Source organism: Aliirhizobium cellulosilyticum, from assembly GCF_014198105.1.
In the GTDB taxonomy this organism is placed as follows: domain Bacteria; phylum Pseudomonadota; class Alphaproteobacteria; order Rhizobiales; family Rhizobiaceae; genus Neorhizobium; species Neorhizobium cellulosilyticum.
Window position 1 is genome coordinate 156,002 of sequence record NZ_JACIGW010000008.1, and the last position, 19,806, is coordinate 175,807.

Below are 19,806 nucleotides of genomic sequence, written 5' to 3' on the forward strand. Positions count from 1 at the left end.
GTTTGGCCCTCTAGCCAGCTTTGCGACGAGACGCTGCGGCGGAGTTGGACTTGCCGCTCCTAGCCGCTGCCTTCCGGGTGGTGTTGGAGTTGACGGACTTCCGTTTGGTCGTCTTCTTCTGAAGCGCCCCGGCGCTGTCGCGCAATGCCTGAAGGAGATCGCCCGGCTTCGATGCCTTAGGTGGTGTAATCTTTTTGAACGGTTTACCCTCGATCTTCGCCTTCACCAGCTCGGCTAGAGCTTCCTCGTAACGATCATCGGACTTCGAAGGGTCGTACGAGCCCTTCTTCGTACCGATGATATGGGAGGCCAATTCGAGCATTTCCTTGTCGATCTTGATGTCAGCCGTGTCCTCGAAGGCCTCGTCTGCCGATCGCACCTCGTAATCGAAATTCAAGGTGGTTCCGATCAGGCCGTCGCCATGGGGGCGGATCAGCACCGTTCGAAGCCGACGGAACAGCACGGTGCTGGCAATGGCGGCGACCTGGGCCTCTTTCATTCCGTCACGCAGCAGAGCAAACGCTTCTTCGCCGGTCTCCTGTGGCGCCAGATAGTAAGGCTTGTCGAAATAGACGTCATCGATCTCGTCGCATGGGATGAACGCCGTAATTGAAAGGGTCTTGTCGCTGTCGGGAACCGCTGAAGCGATCTCGTCTGGCTCCAGCACGACATAGCGGCCATTGCCGGTCTCGTAACCCTTCACCTGTGCGTGATGTTCAACGACATCGCCGGTCTCGCTATCCACAAACTCGCGGCGCACCCGATTGCCGGTCTTGCGGTTGAGTATGTTGAAGCTGATCCGCTCGGAGGATGAGGTGGCTGTGAACAAGGCCACAGGACAAGTGACCTCGCCGAACCTGATGTGGCCCTTCCAGTTGGCGCGTGGCGATGCCATGTCCAGATATCTCCTATACAGCTTCGCCCATTAACAGGATAGGCGCTGAATCGTTCCGGGAACGTCGCTGTTCTGGTTTAAGACCTCGATCCTCGCGTCTTTGTCGATGTCAGATAGTAGTTAAGTCTCCCACAATCACCTCTTGACATATCGCTAGGCTGTCGTGCTAATACGTATAAGCGCTAATGCGCATTAGCATATACTTTGATGCTTTGGAGGGCATCGCGTGACCCGCCACAAGCGACTGACCCAAAACGATATTGCCAAGCTTGCCGGCGTCAGCCAGGCTACGGTGTCGCTTGTGCTCAACGGGGCGCCTACCGCGTTGGCGCGTATCCCTGCCGAGACCCGCGACCGGGTCCAAGCCGTCATCCGCACGACCGGTTATGTTGCCGACCCGATCGCGAGGCGGATGGCGAAGGGGCTGAACCGCATCCTCGGCGTCTTCACCTACGAGCCGGCTTTTCCGAGCGCTCAGGCCGACTTCTTCACACCCTTCCTGCTCGGCATCGAGGAGGAGGCGCAGCAGCAGAACTACGATCTCCTGCTCCTGACGAGCGCCGGTGTCGGCAATAACCGCAAGATATTCTCCGAGAACAACCGGCTCCGCATCGCCGACGGCTGCCTCGTGCTCGGCCGCGAATTCGACCGCAAGGAACTCGCCCGGCTGGTGGCGGAGGATTACCCGTTCGTGGCGATCGGCCGTCGCGATGATGCTGGCGGGCCGGTTCCCTATGTCGGTGGCGACTATGCGGCCGGCACCCGGCAACTCGTCGAAAAGGCCGTTTCGCTCGGCCATTCGAAGCTAGCCTATGTCGGTCCGGAGGGGCCGGCGGAATCCATTGCCGATCGCTGGCGGGGTTTCGCTTCTGCGCTAGGTGAGGGGGCGGGGCTTGCCCTGCATGTTGATGCCGTCAACAGGCCGGCGGACGAGATTCTCGAAGGGATACTTTCAAGCGGTGCGACTGTCGCCTTCTTCATCGAGCTGGCTGATGCCGTTCGCGTCGAAGCACTCGCACGCGAACGCGGGCTCTCGGTACCCCGGGACTTCTCGATGATCGTGCTTGGCAGCCATATCCGCGCGGGACGCAGCCTGGTGCGCTTCACGTCCTACGAAATTCCCCGCGAGGAGATGGGACGACAGGCAACGGCGATGCTGGTCAACCGCATCGAGACCGGCAGTCTTGGCAGCCAGATTCTTCTCACATGTGAGCCCGTCGCGGGCGAAACACTGGGGCCATGCCCTTTGGATTCCGCGGAAAAACGCCAATCAACGAAACGGATGTGATGACGTGAAAGAGTTGCAAGCAGATATTCTTATCGTGGGCGGCGGGCTTGGTGGCGTGGCAGCAGCATTGGGCGCAGCACGCGCCGGCAGCCGGGTCATCATGACGGAGGATTTCGACTGGATCGGCGGGCAGCTGACCAGTCAGGCGGTTCCCTCCGACGAGCATAGCTGGGTCGAGCAGTTCGGCATCACGCGGTCCTATCGCAAACTGCGCAGTGGTGTCCGGCAATATTACCGCGACCACTATCCGTTGACCGAAGGCGCCCGCGCCTGGGGTGACCTCAATCCCGGCGGCGGCTGGGTGAGCCGCATCTGCGCCGAACCACGCGTCAGCCTGGCGGTGATGGAAAGCATGCTGATGCCTTATATCGGTGCCGGCCGTCTGACGGTGCTGAAACCCTACCGGCCGGTTGCCGCGGATGTCGAAGGTGACACGGTTCGCTCGATCACGGTCCGCCACCGCGACACAGATGCCGAGATCGTCATTTCCGCCGACTACGTTCTTGACGCGACCGAACTCGGCGATCTTCTGCCGATGACGGGTACGGAATACGCGAAAGGATTCGAAGCGCAGTCCGACACAGGCGAACCGAGTGCGCCGGCAGAAGCCCAGCCCGATAATGTTCAGGCGGTCTCGATCTGCTTTGCGATCGATCATGTCGATGGCGACCAGACGATCGACGAGCCGGAAAACTACGACTATTGGCGCAATTACCAGCCGCATTTCTGGGGCGGTCCGCTGCTCGGCCTGACGGCGCCGCATCCGCGCACGCTGGAACACACGACCCGGTTGTTCACGCCGAACCCGGACGACGATCCGCTTCTCGTCGATGCCGACCAGCGCAAGGGAGGCGGTGATGAAAACCTTTGGATCTTCCGCCGCATTGCCGCACGAAAGAACTTTGCGCCGGGTTTCTATCAGTCCGATATCTGCCTCGTGAACTGGCCGATGATCGACTATATGGACGGCACAATCATTGACGTCCCGGACGAGGAAAAGGCGCGGCACCTGAAATCGGCGGCCGACCTTTCCTATTCGGTTTTCTACTGGCTGCAGACGGAGGCGCCGCGTCTCGACGGCGGCCAGGGTTACAGCGGCCTGCGTCTGCGTGGTGATATCACTGGCACCGAACATGGCCTTGCCATGGCGCCCTATATCCGCGAGGGCCGGCGGATCAAGCCGGTGACGCGGATCGTCGAACAGTATCTGTCTTTTACCGTGCGCGGTGAAAAGGGCGCGCTGCGGTATCGCGACAGCATCGGCATCGGCATGTACCGCATCGACCTGCATCCTTCGACCGGCGGCGACAACTATGTCGATGTGCCGTCCTGCCCGTTTGAGATTCCGCTCGGTGCGTTGCTGCCGCAACGGATGAAGAACCTTATTCCTGCAGGCAAGAATATCGGCACGACGCATATCACCAACGGTTGTTACCGCCTGCACCCGGTCGAATGGAATATCGGCGAGGTGGCCGGCATGCTGGCGGCCTGGTGCCTGGAGAAGGGGCTGACGCCGCATCAGGTGCAGGAGGCTGACAGCCATCTGGCAGAATTTCAGGCGGCCTTGACCCGCGAAGGCATCGAAATCCGCTGGCCGGAGATCGCCGCCTACTGATTGTTGATCGAACCCATCTTTGGAGGAGGACTGGGAATGCTTTATCAAAGGACCTTGAAAACAACCGCCTGGGCACTGGCAATCCTTGGAACGTTCGCGCTCGGTGGAACTGCCCTGGCACAGGACGCGATCAACCTGCGCATGACGATCTGGAGCGCCAACGAGGCGCATCTAAAACTGTTCAACGAGATCGCGGCGGGCTTCAAGCAGAATCATCCGAATGTCAGCGTAACCTACGAGTCGCTGCCGTTCGAAACCTATACGACAGCGCTGACGACCCAGATCGCCGGTGGAAACGCGCCCGACATGGCGTGGATCTTCGAAACCTCGGCCTATGATTTCATTAAGTCGGGTGCGCTTTATCCGCTGACCGACATATTGAAGGCGGCAGAAGGCTACAATCTCGACGAGGTCAGCGCCGGCGCCACCGAACGCTGGACGGAAGACGGCAAGCTCTACGCCTATCCGTTCTCGACGTCGCCCTTTGCGGTCTTCGTCAATAACGAACTGATTAAGGCTGCGGGCGTCAAAACACCGGCCCAGATGATCGCTGCAGGCGATTGGACTTGGGACAACGCGATCGGAACGGCCGCCGCCGTTGCCAAATCCGGCAAGGGCGGATTGGTCGTGCGCGACTTCAACTATCAGGCATGGCAATACCTTACCTCTGTATGGAACGGCTGGGGCGCATCGCCCTGGAGTGAAGATGGCAGGACCTGCACCATGGCCGACAAGCCGATGGCGGATGCGCTGAGCTTCATCCACGACGCCGTGTTCACCAAGAAGGCGATACCCGGTCCGGGCGAGACAGTCGATTTCTTCGCCGGCAATGCTGCAATGACGATCACCCAGATCAGCCGTGCCTCGCTTCTGCCGAAAGAAAAGCCGTTCAGCTGGGATCTCGTGCCGCTGCCGAGGGGATCGGCGGGGGAATATGCGTTGATCGGCCAGGCGGGTATCGGCGTCATGCAGTCCGGCAAGAATGCCGAAACGGCCGCCGAGTTCGTCGCTTACATGACCAATCCGGAAAATTCGGCCAAGCTCAGCCAGTTCTTCCCATCTGCGCGAAAGTCGCTCCTGAATGCCGATATACTGAAAAAGACCAATCCGTTGCTCAGTCAGGAGCAGATCGAAAAGGTCGTAATTTCAGGAATCGCCACCGGCAAGGTTATGCCCGGTCATACCGGCTTTGCTCAGATCCAGCAGATGGTTCGCTCCAATCTCGACGCCGTGTGGCGGCCGGAGGCAGACGTGCCGGCTATTCTCCAGAAAATCTGCGGCCAGATCGGCCCGTTGCTGAATCGCTGAAGGACGTTGCTCATGGCTGTCGCGCAGGAAAACGCCCATCCGCCAGACCGTTCCTCATCGCCGTTCTGGACGATCGCGCGGCGCGACAGCCTCGCAGGCTTCCTCTTCATCGCACCGCAGTTGATCGGGATCGTTGTCTTCGTGCTGGTCCCGCTTGGGCTGGTTTTCTGGTATTCGCTGCATGAGTGGAACGTGCTCGCGAACACCTTCACCTATACCGGTGCGAAGAATTATCGGATGCTGATGGAGGACGAGAGCCTTCTCGAAGTGCTAGGCGCGACGGCGATCTTTTCCGCCGGGCTGGTGATCTTCAACCTGTCGCTGGCCTTACTGCTGGCCGTGCTGCTGAACCAGAAGCTCGCCGGCATCGCAATCTTCCGCACCCTGTTTTTTTCGCCAGTCGTGGTTTCGTTGGTTGCCTGGACGATCGTCTGGGGTTTTCTCCTGCAGAAAAACGGCGGCATCAATGGCATGCTCCTGACGTTCGGCATCGAAGGGCCAAACTGGCTCAGGGAAGAAACGACCGCGATGATCTCGGTCATCGTCGTGCAGGTATTCAAGAATGTCGGCCTGAACATGATTCTGTTCCTGGCCGCCTTGCAGGGCGTACCGAAGGAACTTTACGAAGCGGCGCGCATCGATGGCGCGCCGGCCTTCAAGCAGTTCCGTCGCATCACGCTGCCGCTGATCAGCCCGACGATCCTGCTGACCTCGATCATCACCATCGTCGGTTCACTGCAGGTCTTTGCCCAGATCGCGGTGCTGACCCAGGGCGGGCCGGGCCTCTCGACCACCGTGCTGGTCTACTATCTCTACCAGCAGGCGTTCCAGTTTCACTTTTTCGGCTACGGCTCGACGCTGTCCATCCTGCTGTTTGCCATCGTCGCCATCCTGACATTCGCCCAATGGCAGATGCGCAAGAGGATCGTCTTCTATGAGAACTGATATTTCCCCGCGCGCAAAAGTGGCGCTCTACGGAGTGATGTGCGTATTGCTCATCCCCTTTGTTTTCCCGACATGGTGGATGGTGACGTCGTCGATCAAGCCGATCAGCGATATCTTCGCCTTCCCGCCGCAGCTCGTGCCGCAAAACTACGACTGGACGACCTATTCGAAGGTTTTCGAACTGCAGCCCTTCGTTCGGCAATACTGGAATTCCGCCTATATCGCAGCGGTGGTGACCGTCGGCACGATGATCATCTCGTCCATGGCGGCGTACGCCTTCGCGCGGATCAGATTTCCCTATGCGAATGGGGTCTTCATGATCGTGCTGCTCGGCCTGCTGATCCCGTCCGAAGTGACGATCGTGCCGCTATTCCAAATGTTTTTGAAGGCCGGCATGGTCAACACTCACTGGCCGCTGATCCTGGTACCGATCTTCGGCGCGCCCAGCGTATTCGCCACCTTCGTCATGCGACAGTTCTTCGTGACGCTTCCGGCCGAACTGGAAGAGGCCGCTCGCGTCGATGGTCTCGGACGGTTCAAGATCTTCACCAGCATCGCCCTGCCGCTGGCAAAGCCTGCACTGGCATCGGTGGCCATCTTCACCTTCCTGCATTCCTGGAACCTGTTCCTCGAGCCTATCGTGTTTCTTTCCAGCGCCGAGATGTTCACGCTGCCGCAGGCGCTTACCCAGTATACCGACGCCTATGGCGGGCCAATGTGGAATATCCAGCTCGCGGCCGCCACCCTGACGGCGCTGCCCGTCCTCATCGTCTTCATCATTGCCCAGAAGCAATTCGTCGAAGGCCTCGCCCATACAGGCCTCAAGGGCTGAACAACCGGATCACATCATGGCAGACGTCACCCTTTCCGATATCCGCAAGAGCTATGGCGCAGTAAAGACGATTCACGGCGTCGATCTCGACATCAAAGATGGCGAGTTCGTCGTGCTGGTCGGGCCGTCAGGCTGCGGTAAGTCCACACTTCTGAGAATGATCGCCGGTCTGGAAACGATCACCGGCGGTACGCTGAAGATCGGCGGCAGGGTTGTCAATAACCTCGACCCGAAGGACCGCGACATCGCCATGGTGTTCCAGTCCTATGCGCTTTATCCGCATATGACGGTTGCGACCAATATGGGGTTTTCGCTGGAGCATCGCGGCGCGGCAAAGATCGAGATCGCCGAGCGGGTGAATTGGGCGGCCGGCATTCTGGGCCTGACCGATCTTCTCGATCGCTATCCGCGCCAGCTCTCCGGCGGCCAGCGACAGCGCGTCGCCATGGGCCGCGCGATCGTTCGCAATCCGCAGGTTTTCCTGTTCGACGAACCACTTTCGAACCTCGACGCGAAGCTGCGTGTCGTGATGCGCGGCGAGATCAAGGCGCTGCATCAGAAGCTGAAGACGACCACTATCTACGTCACCCACGACCAGGTGGAGGCGATGACCATGGCCGACAGGATCGTCGTGCTGAACGGCGGCAGGGTAGAGCAGATCGGTGCGCCGCTCGATCTCTACGACCGCCCGGCCAACCAGTTCGTTGCGGGTTTCATCGGATCGCCGTCGATGAATTTTCTTGAGGGCAGGATAGCGGAGTCGGGCTTCCAAGCGTCGGGCGTGATTTTACCCCTGCCTAAATCGATAAACACAGTCATTGGGCAGGCTGCCGTCTACGGTATTCGTCCCGAACACTTTCGATTTTCTGACCATCCCGGCCACACGAGTGTTGCTGCCGAAATCGTGCTCATCGAGCCGATGGGACCTGAGACGCAAGTGACGATGAGGTTGGGAGAAACCCAGGTAACCGGCGTCTTCCGTGAGCGGATCAATGGTGCGCCTGGCGAAGTTATGCACGTCTCGCCGGAGGTCGGCTCCATTCACCTGTTTTCCGAATATGGTGGTACCCGCCTCAACTGATGACGCGCTCATACCGCCATTTCAACTATGAGTGCAAAGCGAACTTGCGGCCGCGATCATAGATCGATCGGCCGTTTTCGTGGAACGAGCGGTTTCTTAATTGCTTAGGGATAAAAGAGGTACGGGTCGAAGGTTCAGGTCCGCTCAAGACCGCAGTGCCCGATCTACGAAGGATATCAGGCACCTTACAGCGTGGCGAGAGCGCGGTTATTGATCAGACCTGCATAATTTTTCCGGATTTCGACCTTCTGTTCCAGCGCGGCGATGACATCGACCGAAAGGTCCACTCTGTGAAGCCCGGCAATGTCCGGAAGGCCACCCGGAGTGAAGACGTTGATCTCGAGGATCTTGTCACCAACGATGTCTAGCCCGACGAGAAACATGCCATCTTCGATCAGTTTAGGGCGAACCATTTCCGCCACAGCAAGAATTTCGGGTGTGATCTCGGCGGTTGCCGCAGTGCCAGCGGCATGCATGTTAGAGCGCACCTCACCCTTCGCCGGAACACGACGCAGCGCCGCGTAGGCACCGTCCCGCTGCAACGGGCGACCGTTCATAAGGAAAAGACGGATGTCGCCGGCGGTCGCGTCGGGGAGATAGCCTTGCGCGATCAGGTAACCTTCGCCGCTGACGGCCTCGAATATCTGGTTGAGATTGGCTTCCTTGCTGGAAGCGATCTTGAAAACGTTTTTTCCGCCGGAACCTTGCAGGGGCTTGAGGATGGCGCCCTGCTTCTGCTCGTCAATAAAGGCGCGGATCTCCTCGATGCTTTTCGAGATTAGGGTCGCTGGGCGAACGGCCTCAGGGAAGCCCTGGAAATAGAGCTTATTCTGCGCGCGGGCCAGGCCGTCAGGGTCATTGAGCGTAAGCACGCCGCGTTCGGCCGCCAGACGACCGAAAATGATGCCGGCATGGGCTGCCCAAGGCCGCTCTTCAGCGTCCTGCGAGGGGTCATTCCGCAGGAATAGGACGTCAACGTCCTCGATTGGGATCGTCTGGACCTCAGCCTGCTCGCCCTGCAGTGCTGCTATGAATGCATCAGGCTTCCTGGTCTTGCCCTTTTTGACAGTGGTCGCCCGCACCATTAGGCTATCATCTGGACGCAGCACGAAATCGCCGGGTGTCAGGTAGCAAACCTCGTGGCCGCGGGCGATTGCGGCAAGCGCAAGCGCGGTCGTCGTGTAGAATGCGGCCTCATCGGCAATCGAGTTCACAAAAAATGCAATCCGCATCACGTCTCCTGTCGTTGAATCATGTCGAGAGGACGCATGCCGTCTCTGGCGCGTGCCAGTCGGGTGCTGCCGTCTTCGGTTTCGAGAAAGATGGGACGAACCGCCGGTAGGCGCAGCAGGCCGCGCTCTGCCAACTCCTGCATCACACCGAAATGCGAGGCGGCTATCTTGCCCATCCAGAAGGGTTCGAGTGCGCCACCGGTGCGCAGGTGATCTAGCAGGGCGAGCAGACCGCGCAGATAGATCGCATCTTTTGCAAGGCCGCCGCCGCGATAGAGCCGCAGAACGAGATTGAACGCAGCCGGAGGCGTAAAATTATGCTTCTCGACAAGAAGAGAATAGGTTTCAGAAAAGCTTGCTCCGCCCAGCATGGACGCACATCCGACCACCCGTCCGGCAATCAGCTTCAAGCGCGCCGGTGTCATGCCGCCCGACAGGTATTCGGCAAAAACGGCCAGACCTTCCTGCATGCCCTCATATCCTGCAAGACCGGAGCGAAACAGTCGCAGGCCCTGTGCCGATCCGTTGAAGTAGGTTAGCAAGTGGACACCGATCTCATGCGACAGGAGCGGCTCGATCCGGCTCTCGTCCATCACCGTGCTGCTGGCGATCAATAGCCGATGGCCAGATACCATGAGGCCGGACGGAAGGTCGTCGCGAAGCTCGACTGAGACATCAAACTCCTTCAGCCGACGGTTATAGGCTGCAATCATCGCGCGGGCATGTCGTTCCACCTGAAAGCAGTCGGCCATCCGGCCCTGTGCCGCCCCGTCGTCGTCACCGCTCGGTTCCATATTGGTAAGCTGCGACAGAATGATCTGCGCCTCGCGCAGCAGCAAGGGTTCCACCGGACCGTATAGCGCGCGACCGAATTCGACGAACTGCGGTTTCTGGCGGGAGGAAAGGAGCGAGAGCTGAAGATCGAGTTCCTGTTGTTTTTCGCGATAAAGCTGGTGCAGGACCGGGTCTTCGAGATGGTCGAAGGAAATCGAAAAGAGCTTCCGTTTTGCCGCCTCGACCTGCAGGGCAAGAGGACGGTACAGAAAGACGGGTTGATGGCCCTCTTGCTTGAACGCTTCGAAAGCCGACTCGGCATTGATCGGCGTGACCGCCAGCAGGAAATCGAATGTCGAGGCCACCTCGTCAATGCTTCGGTCGACACGCGAGACCGCATCCACGAAGGCCCTGCGTCCGAGTGCCCGATGCGTCTTCGGCTGGAGGATTTTTCCGGCTTCGATGACACGCGCGATGGCTCGCAGACCCGCGTCGAACAGGACCGAAACCAATTGGTCGTGAAGTTCCGGATAAATCTGGTCGCTGCCGGGTTGCCGGTAGACGGGGGCAAATCTGACGGCAAGTGTCGAACAGCCGAGGTCACGCCCCAACGCCTTATCTTCGCGCGCCGGAGGCGCTTCCGCGCGTTCGACTCGCGGCGTTCGAAACCTTGTCTCGCTGTCGCTTATCGCGGCGGAGAATGTTTCAGCCGCCTCCGCCATGTCCGCGCTCGCCCATATAGCAATCTCGAATGGAGGCAGGAAAGGCGCATCTTCGGTCAGGAACCGATCCTGCTTCAACTCGCCGATGTCGAACAGGATGAATGCGCCGAACTGTTTGCGCAGCGGAGCCTCTATGGCCTCGATCACCATGATCGCGGATGCCGCATGCGGAGTTATGAGATAGGACGCGTTTGCTTGTGCAATGTCGCGGGCGGCCGGCTCTGCTCCGTCCTCGGCGATATGGACGCACAGGAAGGGGAGCGGCCGGTCGATATGCAGCCGTCCTCCCCCGGGCAGGTCGCGCCGGATCGACTTGCCGTGGGCAAGGCAGAATACGATCTCGTCGAGCCAGTTGTCGTCACTGCTGCGAGTTTGCGACGAGGCGTTGGTCATGGCTGGCTCGCGAGCGTCTTCTCGAGTATCGGGACGGCTGTTGCAACGACCTGGCGAAGCTGGTCGAGGACACCAGTATTTAGTTCACCCGTCCATTCATCCATGAAAAACTTTTTAAATTCGACCGCGATTGCGCAGCCCGTTTTGGGAAAATGCTCGTGGATGAACCGGGTCTGTTCTCCCTTGCCCTGGAATGCTACGTTTTCGCGTACGTCCAGCGGGCTGCCGTTGATCGTATGCGATCGGAAATGGGCGATGAGTGCATCGACTACCGGCGCCCAGCGCCCGCGGTCCATCGAGGATGTGCCTATATTGATGTCCGGTGCCAGCTCCGGCGATGTAGGTCGAGCGGTTGGCCCGTTACGGCGATGATTGTAGCTGTGGATGTCGAGAACGACAAATCGGCCGAACTGGCGCTCGATTTCACTCAGGAAAGCCAGCAGCATATCGTAATAGGCGTCATGGGTTCGTAGGGAGGCTTCTATCTGGTCGTCCGGAAGCGCTCCTGCCCACACATTCAAACCCCATGCCTGCTCCGGCGTCAGATATATGGCGCCCTCGCGATTGCGGTTAATGTCCACCTCGAAGCGCGAGCGATGAAAGACGATGCGATTGGGAACATCGCGAATGGTGAACTCGGTGTAGGGATCCTCCTCCCGTAACCGCTCTCGATCATCCAAACCGAACAAGGGCTGTAGCTCCAGTCGTGTAGAGTGTCCCTCATGGATCGCGGTCGCGATAATAGGCGACATGCCACGTTCGATGGTCCACAGCGCTGTAGGGGCAACTGGTGGTGTGATCAGAGTTTTCGGCGAGAATACCCGTTCGAGCTCGACTTCCGTTGTCGACGCAGTTTTGAAGTGATTGGCAGACCTTGCGGATTGCATAGTTTGTTCTCCAGTACGACTGGAGAACGCGCGCGCCCATCGTTTGTTACGAACGATAGTCAGAATTTGATCACCGGAGCAAATTAGCGGCAGTCCAACCAGATATCGCCGATGTCGGATGGTTCGGTTCCGTTCGAGAGCTTAACTTTATTTCAGAGTTGTGGGCCATCATAACCAGTCGATGCCTCTGGATCGCAGGGCGGCCGATTACGACCTAGTGTAAACCTTTCTCGTTTCGGTTCCAACGAACGAGCCGTCGTCTTGCGGATCTAGGCTTTCTCCAGCTTCCACGCTGAAGCGCCGCCCCAAAGGGCGCTCGGTACCCTGGTGTGTCTTGTCAATACCCGACACCGTCGTCACCTCGATAATCGTCGCGCTGTTACCATCGCCGTCGACGGCGTTGATTTTCGGATGCTGGCTACGGGGTTTTTGAGGCCAGCGATGCCGATGAGGCAATCGCGATACTGGAACGGTAAATGTCAATCCGTGTCGTACTGACCGATATCCAGCTCCCCGGCACGATGGATGGCTTGAAGCTCGCTCATTACGTCCGAGACAGGTATCCTCCGACAGTTCTGATCGTCACATCGGGGACGGCGAGCCTGGGACCGGAGGAACTCCCGCTGAAAACCAGCTTTATCGCCAAGCCCTTCGATCCAGCTCGAATTCTGCAGCAGATCGGACAGATGACGCGATAGCGTGCTGTTGAGATACACTTGCCTCAACCGTTGCACCAGCCGCGGATGGGGCCTGCGGTCTCCTCGGCGGGGTTTTTATTTTGTCACAATTTTCTTCTCCTGCGGGAACCAAAGAACGGCAGGGTCGTTTCTAACCGCCACGAAAAATTCGTGGGATCAATTGCATACGAGGAAATATTCATGAAGACGATTATCGCCGCCGCCCTTGCTCTTGGCACGATGAGCACCGCTGCTTTCGCTCAGCAACCGGCTACTCGCGCAGCGACCGCGCCTGCAGCAACTGCTGCATCCGGCGCCGACGCGACGATGGTCGGTCCAGGAATCGCTATGGGCACGGCAGCAACGATGCCGCTAAAGACAGTTGAGATCAAGGGCACCGACCTCGTCACCTCGAAGCTCGTCGGTCTGAACATCTACAACAAAGAAAACGAAGAAGTCGGTGAGATTTCCGACGTCGTTATCGGTGATGGAAAGTCTGTCATCGGCGTGATTGCGAGCGTCGGCGGATTCCTTGGCATGGGCGCAAGCTACGTCGTGATCGATCCAGCTTCGATGGCACTTGCTGACGACAACGGTACCTGGAAGGCTTACGTCGATACCAACAAGGATGACCTCTCGAAGGCTCCGAAGTTCGATTACGACAAGATGAAGAAGTAAAAGGTCTAGCACTGCCCGGCGACCACGGATGTAATGGCGCTGGGCTGCATTCGAGAAGAAGGTCGGTGCGTAAACTCGTACCGGCCTTTTTGTTTTGCCGGGGAACGAAATCCGCCATCGCTGATTATAGCGTTCCCGAACTGGAGATTGCGCCATGCTGACTATCGACGACTGGATAAAGACCGGCTTGAGAGCGTATCTTCGGGGCTTTGCCCGCTGGTGAGAAGCACGATTTCGCGATGCTCGATGGTGTCCTCAAGACGGAAGCCGAAGCCGCGGGATATGACTGGACCTCCTGCTGCAGATCTGCGACGCCGATGTGACCGCATAGGCCTTACCGCCTTCTGGTTTGTCCACCCGTCGAATATCCACAGGTCAGTACGGTAGCGGACAGCGGTATCAGCTTGCTCTCCAATCGATCTCACGCTCATATTCGATCAGCGCTCTTGCCAAAGGCGATTGAGTGCGGAGACCGCCATGTCAGGCTGGTCGTGTGCGGGAGGGTTCGGTTGGGAGGCTGAACCTTCCCTCTCCACTCCAGGTGCCGCGATTTGCTTCGAGACCCACCCGCCATGTCGTCACATAGCTTGAAAGCTACAAGTGCCTGAAAATGTCCCCTTTGATAGACATTCCGGCCTCCTCGGCAGCTTGAACGAACGCCGTACGGGCAAAATCTGGATCTGCGTTAGACGTGATACAGTCAAGGCATGCCTTCACCGCTTCATAATAGCGGTCGCCATCATCGATTGGCCATTCTGTCAAAAGTTCTTCGGCAGCTTCCTCAACCGAACTGATCGTTCGGTCCGGATTTGCGTCCCCGAGAGAGATTATGACCGGACTGAAAATGTGCAAATTGTCCCGTTCCAAAACACAACCTCCTCGTGCGGTTCATCAAACATTTACTGAGCAATAACCGTGCCACAGATGGGAGATTGCTAGGGTTGTCACCTCGTTCACTGGAAGGGAGGCTGCGAGTGACGCGGCCCAAATCCAACACTGCTCGGCTTAATCAACCTATGCGGGAGGTGCCGCAATACTGGACTTCTGGTCGACGTTACCTGATCGGTCGGTCATCCACCATTGGAGGCCTGCGACCGACGCGATGATTATCGAACTGACAAGAAGGGTGGCGAGAATGGGGTGATAGCGTAAATGTCTCATGCGCCTTTAACAGTGTCCGCGATCCTCAGTTCCTTGAAACGCAGGTAAAAATTCTGCATGAGCAGTTTGGTTCACGGCAAGGATGTTACATCATCCGGCGCAGGATCGCTAAAATTGCGTAGTCATTTTGCGAGGGACGGAGTTGCGAGCATATGGTTCTCGGCCAGATCAGTAAGGGGGCGGTGGCTTCCTGCACGGTGTGGCCCGCACTAGCGTCATGGTCGATAACCTCATGGAGGCTGCCTCTAGAGCTTGCTGGCACCCACTGCACCGACCGGCAAATTCCAGCAGTGATTTGATGTCCCTATTCTTCACGTAGATGGCGTGACCTCGATGAACGGCAACGAGCTACTTTGGTTCACCACCAGTAAGTTAGCCCCCCGCAAACTTTCTCCTTGTGGAGTCACGTTAGAATATCGGCGATCTCGGCCGCAGCGAGTCTTGCCTCACCATGCCGGGGCAGCCCGCGATAGAGGCGGGGCTGGTGCTCGGAGCAGAACCAGCGCATAGCGGTACGGCTTTCCTCAAAGCCATAGCATCCCCATTCGTTGCATCCGTCGAATTCGCAGTAATGCTCAACGATCTGATGCTCGTTTGAGCGAGCGGTCCTTTCTTCATCGCTCATGGCGTTCCTCAATCAGAATGTTTGCTGTCAGCAAGCACGGAAAGCAGGCTTCACAACCGTCGGTCCCGCGTCGATCACAGCCAATCGCCAGAATGCGCCGCAGCTCGACGAACTCTATGGCTGCGCCGAACTTCTTCACCAGTGCCTTACGGTCGTAGATACCATGTCTGTCGCAGCGACTGCAGGACATGCCTATCTTCTCAGCGTGGTAGTCCTTGAGGCGAGGCAGGCTCATGTTGCCGGGCAATCCGCTGACGGCTGGATGCTATTCCCACTGCCAAACTCGCCAGGAAAAGCTCGATAGAACTCCAGCGTGTCGAAATAGTAGCCATCCAGGGGAGGGCCGTAAGCTTTGGCTTTTGCCTCTATACCTTGAGGGATTGAGATAACGTCATTGCCTTCAATCCAGCCATAACTGGCGCTCCTCGCAGCTGCCAGCGCGGACACGCCGCTGCGCCACAGAACGAAAGCACCTCCCAATTGGCGACTGAATGCGATCTCTACCCACGAGGCGGTCGAGCCTCCATCGGTCAAGATATCGGCTTCAAGGAATTCGAAATCGTAAAGGTCGGCCTTCCAGCCAATCAGCACAAGCAGGTCTGGATCAGGCTCCTCTTCGAGAGGAAACACCTCGCCTATTGTGAACATTTCTTCTCCTTTGCGTAAACGCGGGCAAGGGAGCGACTGCCGCCAAGCGGCTCCGTATGTTCTTATTATGTTCTGTTTTGGTGTTGAGTCAACATGGAAGGAAAAAAACGATCCAAGGGGATGGGTGTCGCGAGAGTGAGTTTGATAGGGGACTTAAACTCGTGCGGGGGACGGGGGCTACTCTCGCGACGCGGGTAGAACACCGCATTTGCGAATTCGTTCCGTGAGAAGCGGCCAGAGCAGCACATTTGGCGCTCCGGCCACACTCGTCCCCACGAGGTCTCGAAGAAAATACGAGATTGCTGGCGGTGCTTCAAAATTTCTCAGCTTTGGAGGACGCAGGTCAGCGTCGTGGACCTGGAACGCTCCTTTGAGATCATCGAAATCACTATTCTTGCGATCTGCGGTTTGGGCGACCTGATGATTTGCGCTATCTTTAAAGCTGGATGAACGGTTATGTCTCGTGCTCTATCGATATTCCACCCGCGAGGAAATGATGGCCGTTGACGACGACAAGAGCACTTACACGCTGGTGAAACAGCCGCCTGAAATCGAAGACTACATGCGTCTTCGCAAGATATCCGGCCTTACGCCGTTCGAAAGAGATGCCGCAGAGATCGGCTTGAAGGGTACCGTTTTCGCCAGCGTCGTTTCTTACAACGGAAATGCGGTCGGCATGGGACGATTGGTCGGCGATGGTGGGTGTTTCTTCCAGGTGACCGATATCGCTGTCCATCCCGATCATCAAGGTCGGGGCCTTGGCAAAATGATCATGGCATCAATTATGGAGTATGTTGAGAGCGCGCTGCCAACATCCGCGTACGTGAGCCTGATCGCGGATGTACCCGCCAACAGATTGTACGAGCAGTTCGGGTTTAAACAGACCGCGCCACGGTCCGTTGGAATGTCCTATATCGTAAGGAAGTGAGCCTTGGGCCTGCTTGTTCGTCAGTGGGTTGGTTTTTCCCGAGTATCAGCCTGTGATTAAAGCTGTCTCCTCGGTCCTGCTGAGAAACACTAGGAGACCACCAATGTAGCTCAATGGATGGAACATTCGTCGGTAGCTTTCGTTTTCTGGCGTCACCAAGGAGAACATCATGGCACACGAAGAAGACGACGCGGCAAAGGTTTGGGACCTGGCTGAGAAAATCGGCTTTTGCATGCTAACCACTCAGAGCGGTTCTGATCTTCGCGCTCGTCCCATGTCGGCATATTCGGAGCGGATCGACAACGCCTTCTACTTCCTGACTGATGTGGCTAGCCACAAGGACGAAGAGATCGCGCGGTATCCGAATGTCTGCCTGGCATTCGCTGACTCCAAGGGGCAGAAATATGTCTCGGTGTCCGGCACCGCGGAGATCCAGAACGATCGCGAGAAAATCCGCGATCTGTGGGCGACGCCTGCCAAGGCATGGTGGGATAATGCCGATGACCCGTCGATCAGGATCCTCAAGGTAACGCCCTCGTTCGCCGAATACTGGGATAGCCCGGGAACCATCATAAGCTATATCAAAATGGCGGCGGCTGCAGTCAGCAATTCTCGGCCGGACATGGGCGAAACGGCCAAGGTCGAGATGTAGGGCCGACCAAGCGGATGCTGATTGTCCATCATCTCAATAACAGCCGATCTCAGCGCATTCTTTGGATGCTCGAAGAACTTGGCCTCGACCACGAGATCCGGCGGTATCGCCGGAACTCCGACATGTCAGCGCCCAAAGAGTTGATGGCCATTCATCCGCTGGGCAAGTCACCGATTTTAGAGGATGTAGGCGCGGATGGACACCGGACGGTTGTCGTGGAAACGGGAGCAATCTGCGACTATCTTGTCGAGCGAGCAAACGGCCGGCTCGGACCGGGCGATGCGACTGATACGATCCTGTATCGTCAATTTCTCCACTATGCCGAAGGTTCGGTAATGCCAGTCCTGCTGGCCATGCTGGTTGCATCAAAGATCCCGATCTTGGGCCCGGTGGCGATTAAACGCGTTCAGCCGATGTTGGACACGCATCTTGACTTCATCGAAGCCCAGCTTGCTTCGCGGCAGTGGTTCGCAGGCGACCGGTTCACCGCGGCTGACATCATGATGAGTTTTCCGCTCGAAGCGGCTCGCGCACGAGGCAGGCTCGGCAGCGCTCGATCAGCGACGACGGCCTGGCTGGACCGTATCCATGCTCGGCCTGCTTATATTGTGGCGTTGGAAAAGGGCGGTCCATACGCCTTTGCGACGTAGGTTTCATGGAAGCGTTCGTCCAGGTGATAATGCAGCGCCTTGGCCCGTTCGGGATCGGGCTCCTGATGTTCCTTGAAAACGTCTTCCCGCCTATCCCCTCCGAGCTGATAATGCCGCTTGCCGGCTACCTCGCGACGCGTGGCGACATGAATATCCTCGTCGTGATTGGCGCAGGAACTATCGGCTCTCTTCTCGGCACATTGCCTTGGTATTATCTGGGGCGGCGGCTCGGGCATCACGGAGTGCGCCGTCTTGCCGAAAACCACGGACGTTGGCTCACGATGTCGCCGTCAGATGTCGATGCTGCCTCTGACCGCTTCAAGCGGCATGGAAATTCGTCAGTCATGCTCGGGAGGCTGATCCCTACTGTGCGGACGCTCATTTCCGTCCCCGCCGGTGTCGCCAACATGCCATTGGGGCGCTTTCTTCTTTTTTCGTCGATCGGTACGCTTCTATGGACGGCTGCACTGGCGTTGGCTGGCTATCTGCTGGGGCAGGCATACAGCACCATCCAGGACTATGTGGATCCGGTCTCCACCATGGTCCTCATCATATTGGTCGGCTACTACATCTACCGAGTTGTGACCTCCAAAAAGGAGAGCAAGTGAGCGAGTGGCTGGCTTCGATGGGCGTAGAACTCAATATCGTCCCGCATTTGATTGCATTGCTTGTCGCCTATCTTCTGGCACTGCCGATCGCTTGGGATCGTGAGAAAAACGAACGAAGTGCGGGTTTGCGGACATTCCCGCTCGTGGCGATCGCTGCCTGCGGCTTCATCCAGGCTGCAGAAACTGTGACCGTTGGGAATGCTGAGGCGACAGCCCGTATTGTTGAGGGGATTATCAACGGGGTCGGGTTTATTGGCGGCGGAGCTATTCTTGTCGGAAAGCTGGGGACCAGAGGAACGGCGACCGCCGCCAGTATATGGGCGACCGGTGCGATCGGGACAGCGGTCGGGCTGGGAGCCTACGATACCGCGATCGTCCTTTCCGTAGTGACGTTCGCTACGCTGAGAATCATGACAAACTTCAAGGCGGCCAAGAACGAGCCTGATGATGCCGGCTAATCACGACCGTCGTAGAGCAACATCTTGCTGCCGATGCCGACCGCGTGGGTCCCAGTTCATCGACCGTATCCTGCAGATTGAGAGCAATGAGTGGCTGGCCTTTGACAATAAGCACGTTACAGCGCATTGTAATTCTCCCTTCTCGGATGATACGCGAAAGCGGGGAGTGCATCGTCAACCTCCCCACTGCCTACATGTTGGACACTGTCTCGATGACTGGCAATTGCGACGGAGACAGCGTCGATAAATTCAGCGAACTCGGGCTAACGAAGACGATAAGCTCCGGTGTAGCAGCGGTAGGGATCGAGGAATGCAACGCGAGCTTCGAGTGCAAGCTGTATGACGGCGCTCAAGCTGTCGACTGCAACCGCCGTCGCGATCCCGATGATCAGCAACGAAGTCAACCGCCGTTTCCTGTAAGCGGTCTCAAGAGGACCTCAGATGTCAGACGAAGAGCATTCGCGAAGACGCTTACACACGCTGGGGAGCAGAGGGACGGCCCGAGGGAGAGCATGAGCGCCATTGGCGGACGGCAGCGAAGCGCGCAAAAACGCGACCCTGCCACAGACCTGGTCCGCTGACCGCGGAGGTGGGGTCGGTTCTGCACCGAGTTCGTCCGAAGAGTGTTGATTGCCACTGAGAACTGACCCGGTATTGGAGTGAACCCCTCGGGCTGGACCATCGAAACAACGCAAACTAAGCCGCCTGCTGGGCGAGTTGGGTTTCAAATTCTGCTGGCGACAAATAGC

At 57.9% G+C, this 19,806-nt stretch carries 21 protein-coding genes and 1 pseudogene; 14 read left to right on the forward strand and 8 right to left on the reverse strand.

Annotated features, from left to right (window positions below):
• Window positions 1–10 precede the first annotated feature (10 nt).
• Window positions 11–895 (reverse strand): non-homologous end joining protein Ku, encoded by an 885-nt coding sequence (gene ku / locus GGE33_RS24100; RefSeq protein WP_183829065.1) that lies wholly within the window; start codon window positions 893–895, stop codon window positions 11–13.
• A gap of 226 nt (window positions 896–1,121) precedes the next feature.
• Here ku and GGE33_RS24105 point away from each other — a divergent pair.
• From GGE33_RS24105 to GGE33_RS24130, 6 genes and pseudogenes are all read left to right on the forward strand, one after another.
• Window positions 1,122–2,191 (forward strand): annotated as a pseudogene (locus GGE33_RS24105) (LacI family DNA-binding transcriptional regulator).
• On the forward strand, window positions 2,188–3,798 hold the full coding sequence (locus tag GGE33_RS24110; protein ID WP_343062650.1) for an FAD-dependent oxidoreductase: 1,611 nt from the start codon (window positions 2,188–2,190) through the stop codon (window positions 3,796–3,798). The pseudogene GGE33_RS24105 and the gene GGE33_RS24110 overlap by 4 nt, the downstream one beginning before the upstream one ends.
• Window positions 3,799–3,834: 36 nt before the next feature.
• On the forward strand, window positions 3,835–5,106 hold the full coding sequence (locus GGE33_RS24115) for an ABC transporter substrate-binding protein (protein ID WP_183829071.1): 1,272 nt from the start codon (window positions 3,835–3,837) through the stop codon (window positions 5,104–5,106).
• Window positions 5,107–5,118: 12 nt separating this feature from the next.
• On the forward strand, window positions 5,119–6,051 hold the full coding sequence (locus GGE33_RS24120; RefSeq protein ID WP_183829074.1) for a carbohydrate ABC transporter permease: 933 nt from the start codon (window positions 5,119–5,121) through the stop codon (window positions 6,049–6,051).
• Window positions 6,041–6,883, forward strand: a complete 843-nt coding sequence (locus tag GGE33_RS24125) for a carbohydrate ABC transporter permease (protein ID WP_183829077.1) — start codon at window positions 6,041–6,043, stop codon at window positions 6,881–6,883. Before GGE33_RS24120 ends, GGE33_RS24125 begins: the two co-directional genes overlap by 11 nt.
• A 16-nt stretch (window positions 6,884–6,899) precedes the next feature.
• Complete coding sequence (locus GGE33_RS24130; protein WP_183829080.1) at window positions 6,900–7,964, forward strand: ABC transporter ATP-binding protein; 1,065 nt, start codon at window positions 6,900–6,902, stop codon at window positions 7,962–7,964.
• A 185-nt stretch (window positions 7,965–8,149) separates the two neighbouring features.
• On the opposite strand, the gene GGE33_RS24135 is transcribed toward GGE33_RS24130, so the two are convergent.
• Genes GGE33_RS24135 through GGE33_RS24145 form a run of 3 tightly spaced genes read right to left on the reverse strand, consistent with a single transcriptional unit; the run spans window position 8,150 to window position 11,972 of the window.
• A complete protein-coding gene (locus GGE33_RS24135) occupies window positions 8,150–9,196 on the reverse strand; it encodes a glutathione synthase (protein WP_183829083.1) in 1,047 nt (348 codons plus the stop codon).
• Window positions 9,196–11,085, reverse strand: a complete 1,890-nt coding sequence (locus GGE33_RS24140; protein ID WP_183829086.1) for a flavohemoglobin expression-modulating QEGLA motif protein — start codon at window positions 11,083–11,085, stop codon at window positions 9,196–9,198. Before GGE33_RS24140 ends, GGE33_RS24135 begins: the two co-directional genes overlap by 1 nt.
• Window positions 11,082–11,972 (reverse strand): N-formylglutamate amidohydrolase, encoded by an 891-nt coding sequence (locus GGE33_RS24145; RefSeq protein ID WP_183829089.1) that lies wholly within the window; start codon window positions 11,970–11,972, stop codon window positions 11,082–11,084. Before GGE33_RS24145 ends, GGE33_RS24140 begins: the two co-directional genes overlap by 4 nt.
• 476 nt (window positions 11,973–12,448) lie before the next feature.
• Between GGE33_RS24145 and GGE33_RS24150 the strand changes: the two genes are divergently transcribed.
• Together GGE33_RS24150 and GGE33_RS24155 are read left to right on the forward strand one after the other, a co-directional pair.
• Window positions 12,449–12,670, forward strand: a complete 222-nt coding sequence (locus GGE33_RS24150) for a response regulator (protein WP_183829093.1) — start codon at window positions 12,449–12,451, stop codon at window positions 12,668–12,670.
• A 180-nt stretch (window positions 12,671–12,850) separates the two neighbouring features.
• Complete coding sequence (locus GGE33_RS24155) at window positions 12,851–13,327, forward strand: PRC-barrel domain-containing protein (protein WP_183829098.1); 477 nt, start codon at window positions 12,851–12,853, stop codon at window positions 13,325–13,327.
• A 594-nt stretch (window positions 13,328–13,921) separates the two neighbouring features.
• Here GGE33_RS24155 and GGE33_RS28050 read toward each other — a convergent pair.
• From GGE33_RS28050 to GGE33_RS24170, 3 genes are all read right to left on the reverse strand, one after another.
• Entirely contained in the window at window positions 13,922–14,194 is a 273-nt protein-coding gene (locus GGE33_RS28050) for a DUF982 domain-containing protein (RefSeq protein ID WP_183829101.1), read from the reverse strand.
• A 697-nt stretch (window positions 14,195–14,891) separates the two neighbouring features.
• Window positions 14,892–15,113 (reverse strand): hypothetical protein, encoded by a 222-nt coding sequence (locus GGE33_RS24165; RefSeq protein ID WP_183829159.1) that lies wholly within the window; start codon window positions 15,111–15,113, stop codon window positions 14,892–14,894.
• Window positions 15,114–15,344: 231 nt separating this feature from the next.
• Window positions 15,345–15,761, reverse strand: a complete 417-nt coding sequence (locus GGE33_RS24170; RefSeq protein WP_183829104.1) for a hypothetical protein — start codon at window positions 15,759–15,761, stop codon at window positions 15,345–15,347.
• A 496-nt stretch (window positions 15,762–16,257) separates the two neighbouring features.
• Here GGE33_RS24170 and GGE33_RS24175 point away from each other — a divergent pair, with 496 nt between their 5' ends.
• The 5 genes from GGE33_RS24175 to GGE33_RS24195 all read left to right on the forward strand — a co-directional run bounded on the left by GGE33_RS24175 (window position 16,258) and on the right by GGE33_RS24195 (window position 19,057).
• Complete coding sequence (locus GGE33_RS24175) at window positions 16,258–16,689, forward strand: GNAT family N-acetyltransferase (protein ID WP_246436440.1); 432 nt, start codon at window positions 16,258–16,260, stop codon at window positions 16,687–16,689.
• 169 nt (window positions 16,690–16,858) lie between these two features.
• The gene (locus tag GGE33_RS24180; protein WP_183829107.1) at window positions 16,859–17,341 is read left to right on the forward strand and encodes a pyridoxamine 5'-phosphate oxidase family protein; all 483 of its coding nucleotides are present in this window, start codon (window positions 16,859–16,861) and stop codon (window positions 17,339–17,341) included.
• Window positions 17,342–17,355: 14 nt separating this feature from the next.
• Complete coding sequence (locus GGE33_RS24185; RefSeq protein ID WP_183829110.1) at window positions 17,356–17,991, forward strand: glutathione S-transferase family protein; 636 nt, start codon at window positions 17,356–17,358, stop codon at window positions 17,989–17,991.
• A 5-nt stretch (window positions 17,992–17,996) separates the two neighbouring features.
• Complete coding sequence (locus tag GGE33_RS24190; protein ID WP_183829113.1) at window positions 17,997–18,599, forward strand: DedA family protein; 603 nt, start codon at window positions 17,997–17,999, stop codon at window positions 18,597–18,599.
• On the forward strand, window positions 18,596–19,057 hold the full coding sequence (locus tag GGE33_RS24195; RefSeq protein ID WP_343062654.1) for an MgtC/SapB family protein: 462 nt from the start codon (window positions 18,596–18,598) through the stop codon (window positions 19,055–19,057). The genes GGE33_RS24190 and GGE33_RS24195 overlap by 4 nt, the downstream gene beginning before the upstream one ends.
• Before the next feature lie 263 nt (window positions 19,058–19,320).
• Here the strand turns inward: GGE33_RS24195 and GGE33_RS24200 are convergent, their stop codons facing one another.
• Window positions 19,321–19,461 carry a hypothetical protein gene (locus GGE33_RS24200; protein WP_183829116.1) on the reverse strand — a complete coding sequence of 47 codons (141 nt, stop codon included), beginning with the start codon at window positions 19,459–19,461 and terminating at the stop codon, window positions 19,321–19,323.
• A 53-nt stretch (window positions 19,462–19,514) separates the two neighbouring features.
• Between GGE33_RS24200 and GGE33_RS24205 the strand changes: the two genes are divergently transcribed.
• Window positions 19,515–19,697, forward strand: a complete 183-nt coding sequence (locus GGE33_RS24205) for a DUF2934 domain-containing protein (protein ID WP_343062656.1) — start codon at window positions 19,515–19,517, stop codon at window positions 19,695–19,697.
• The last annotated feature ends 109 nt before the right edge of the window (window positions 19,698–19,806 follow it).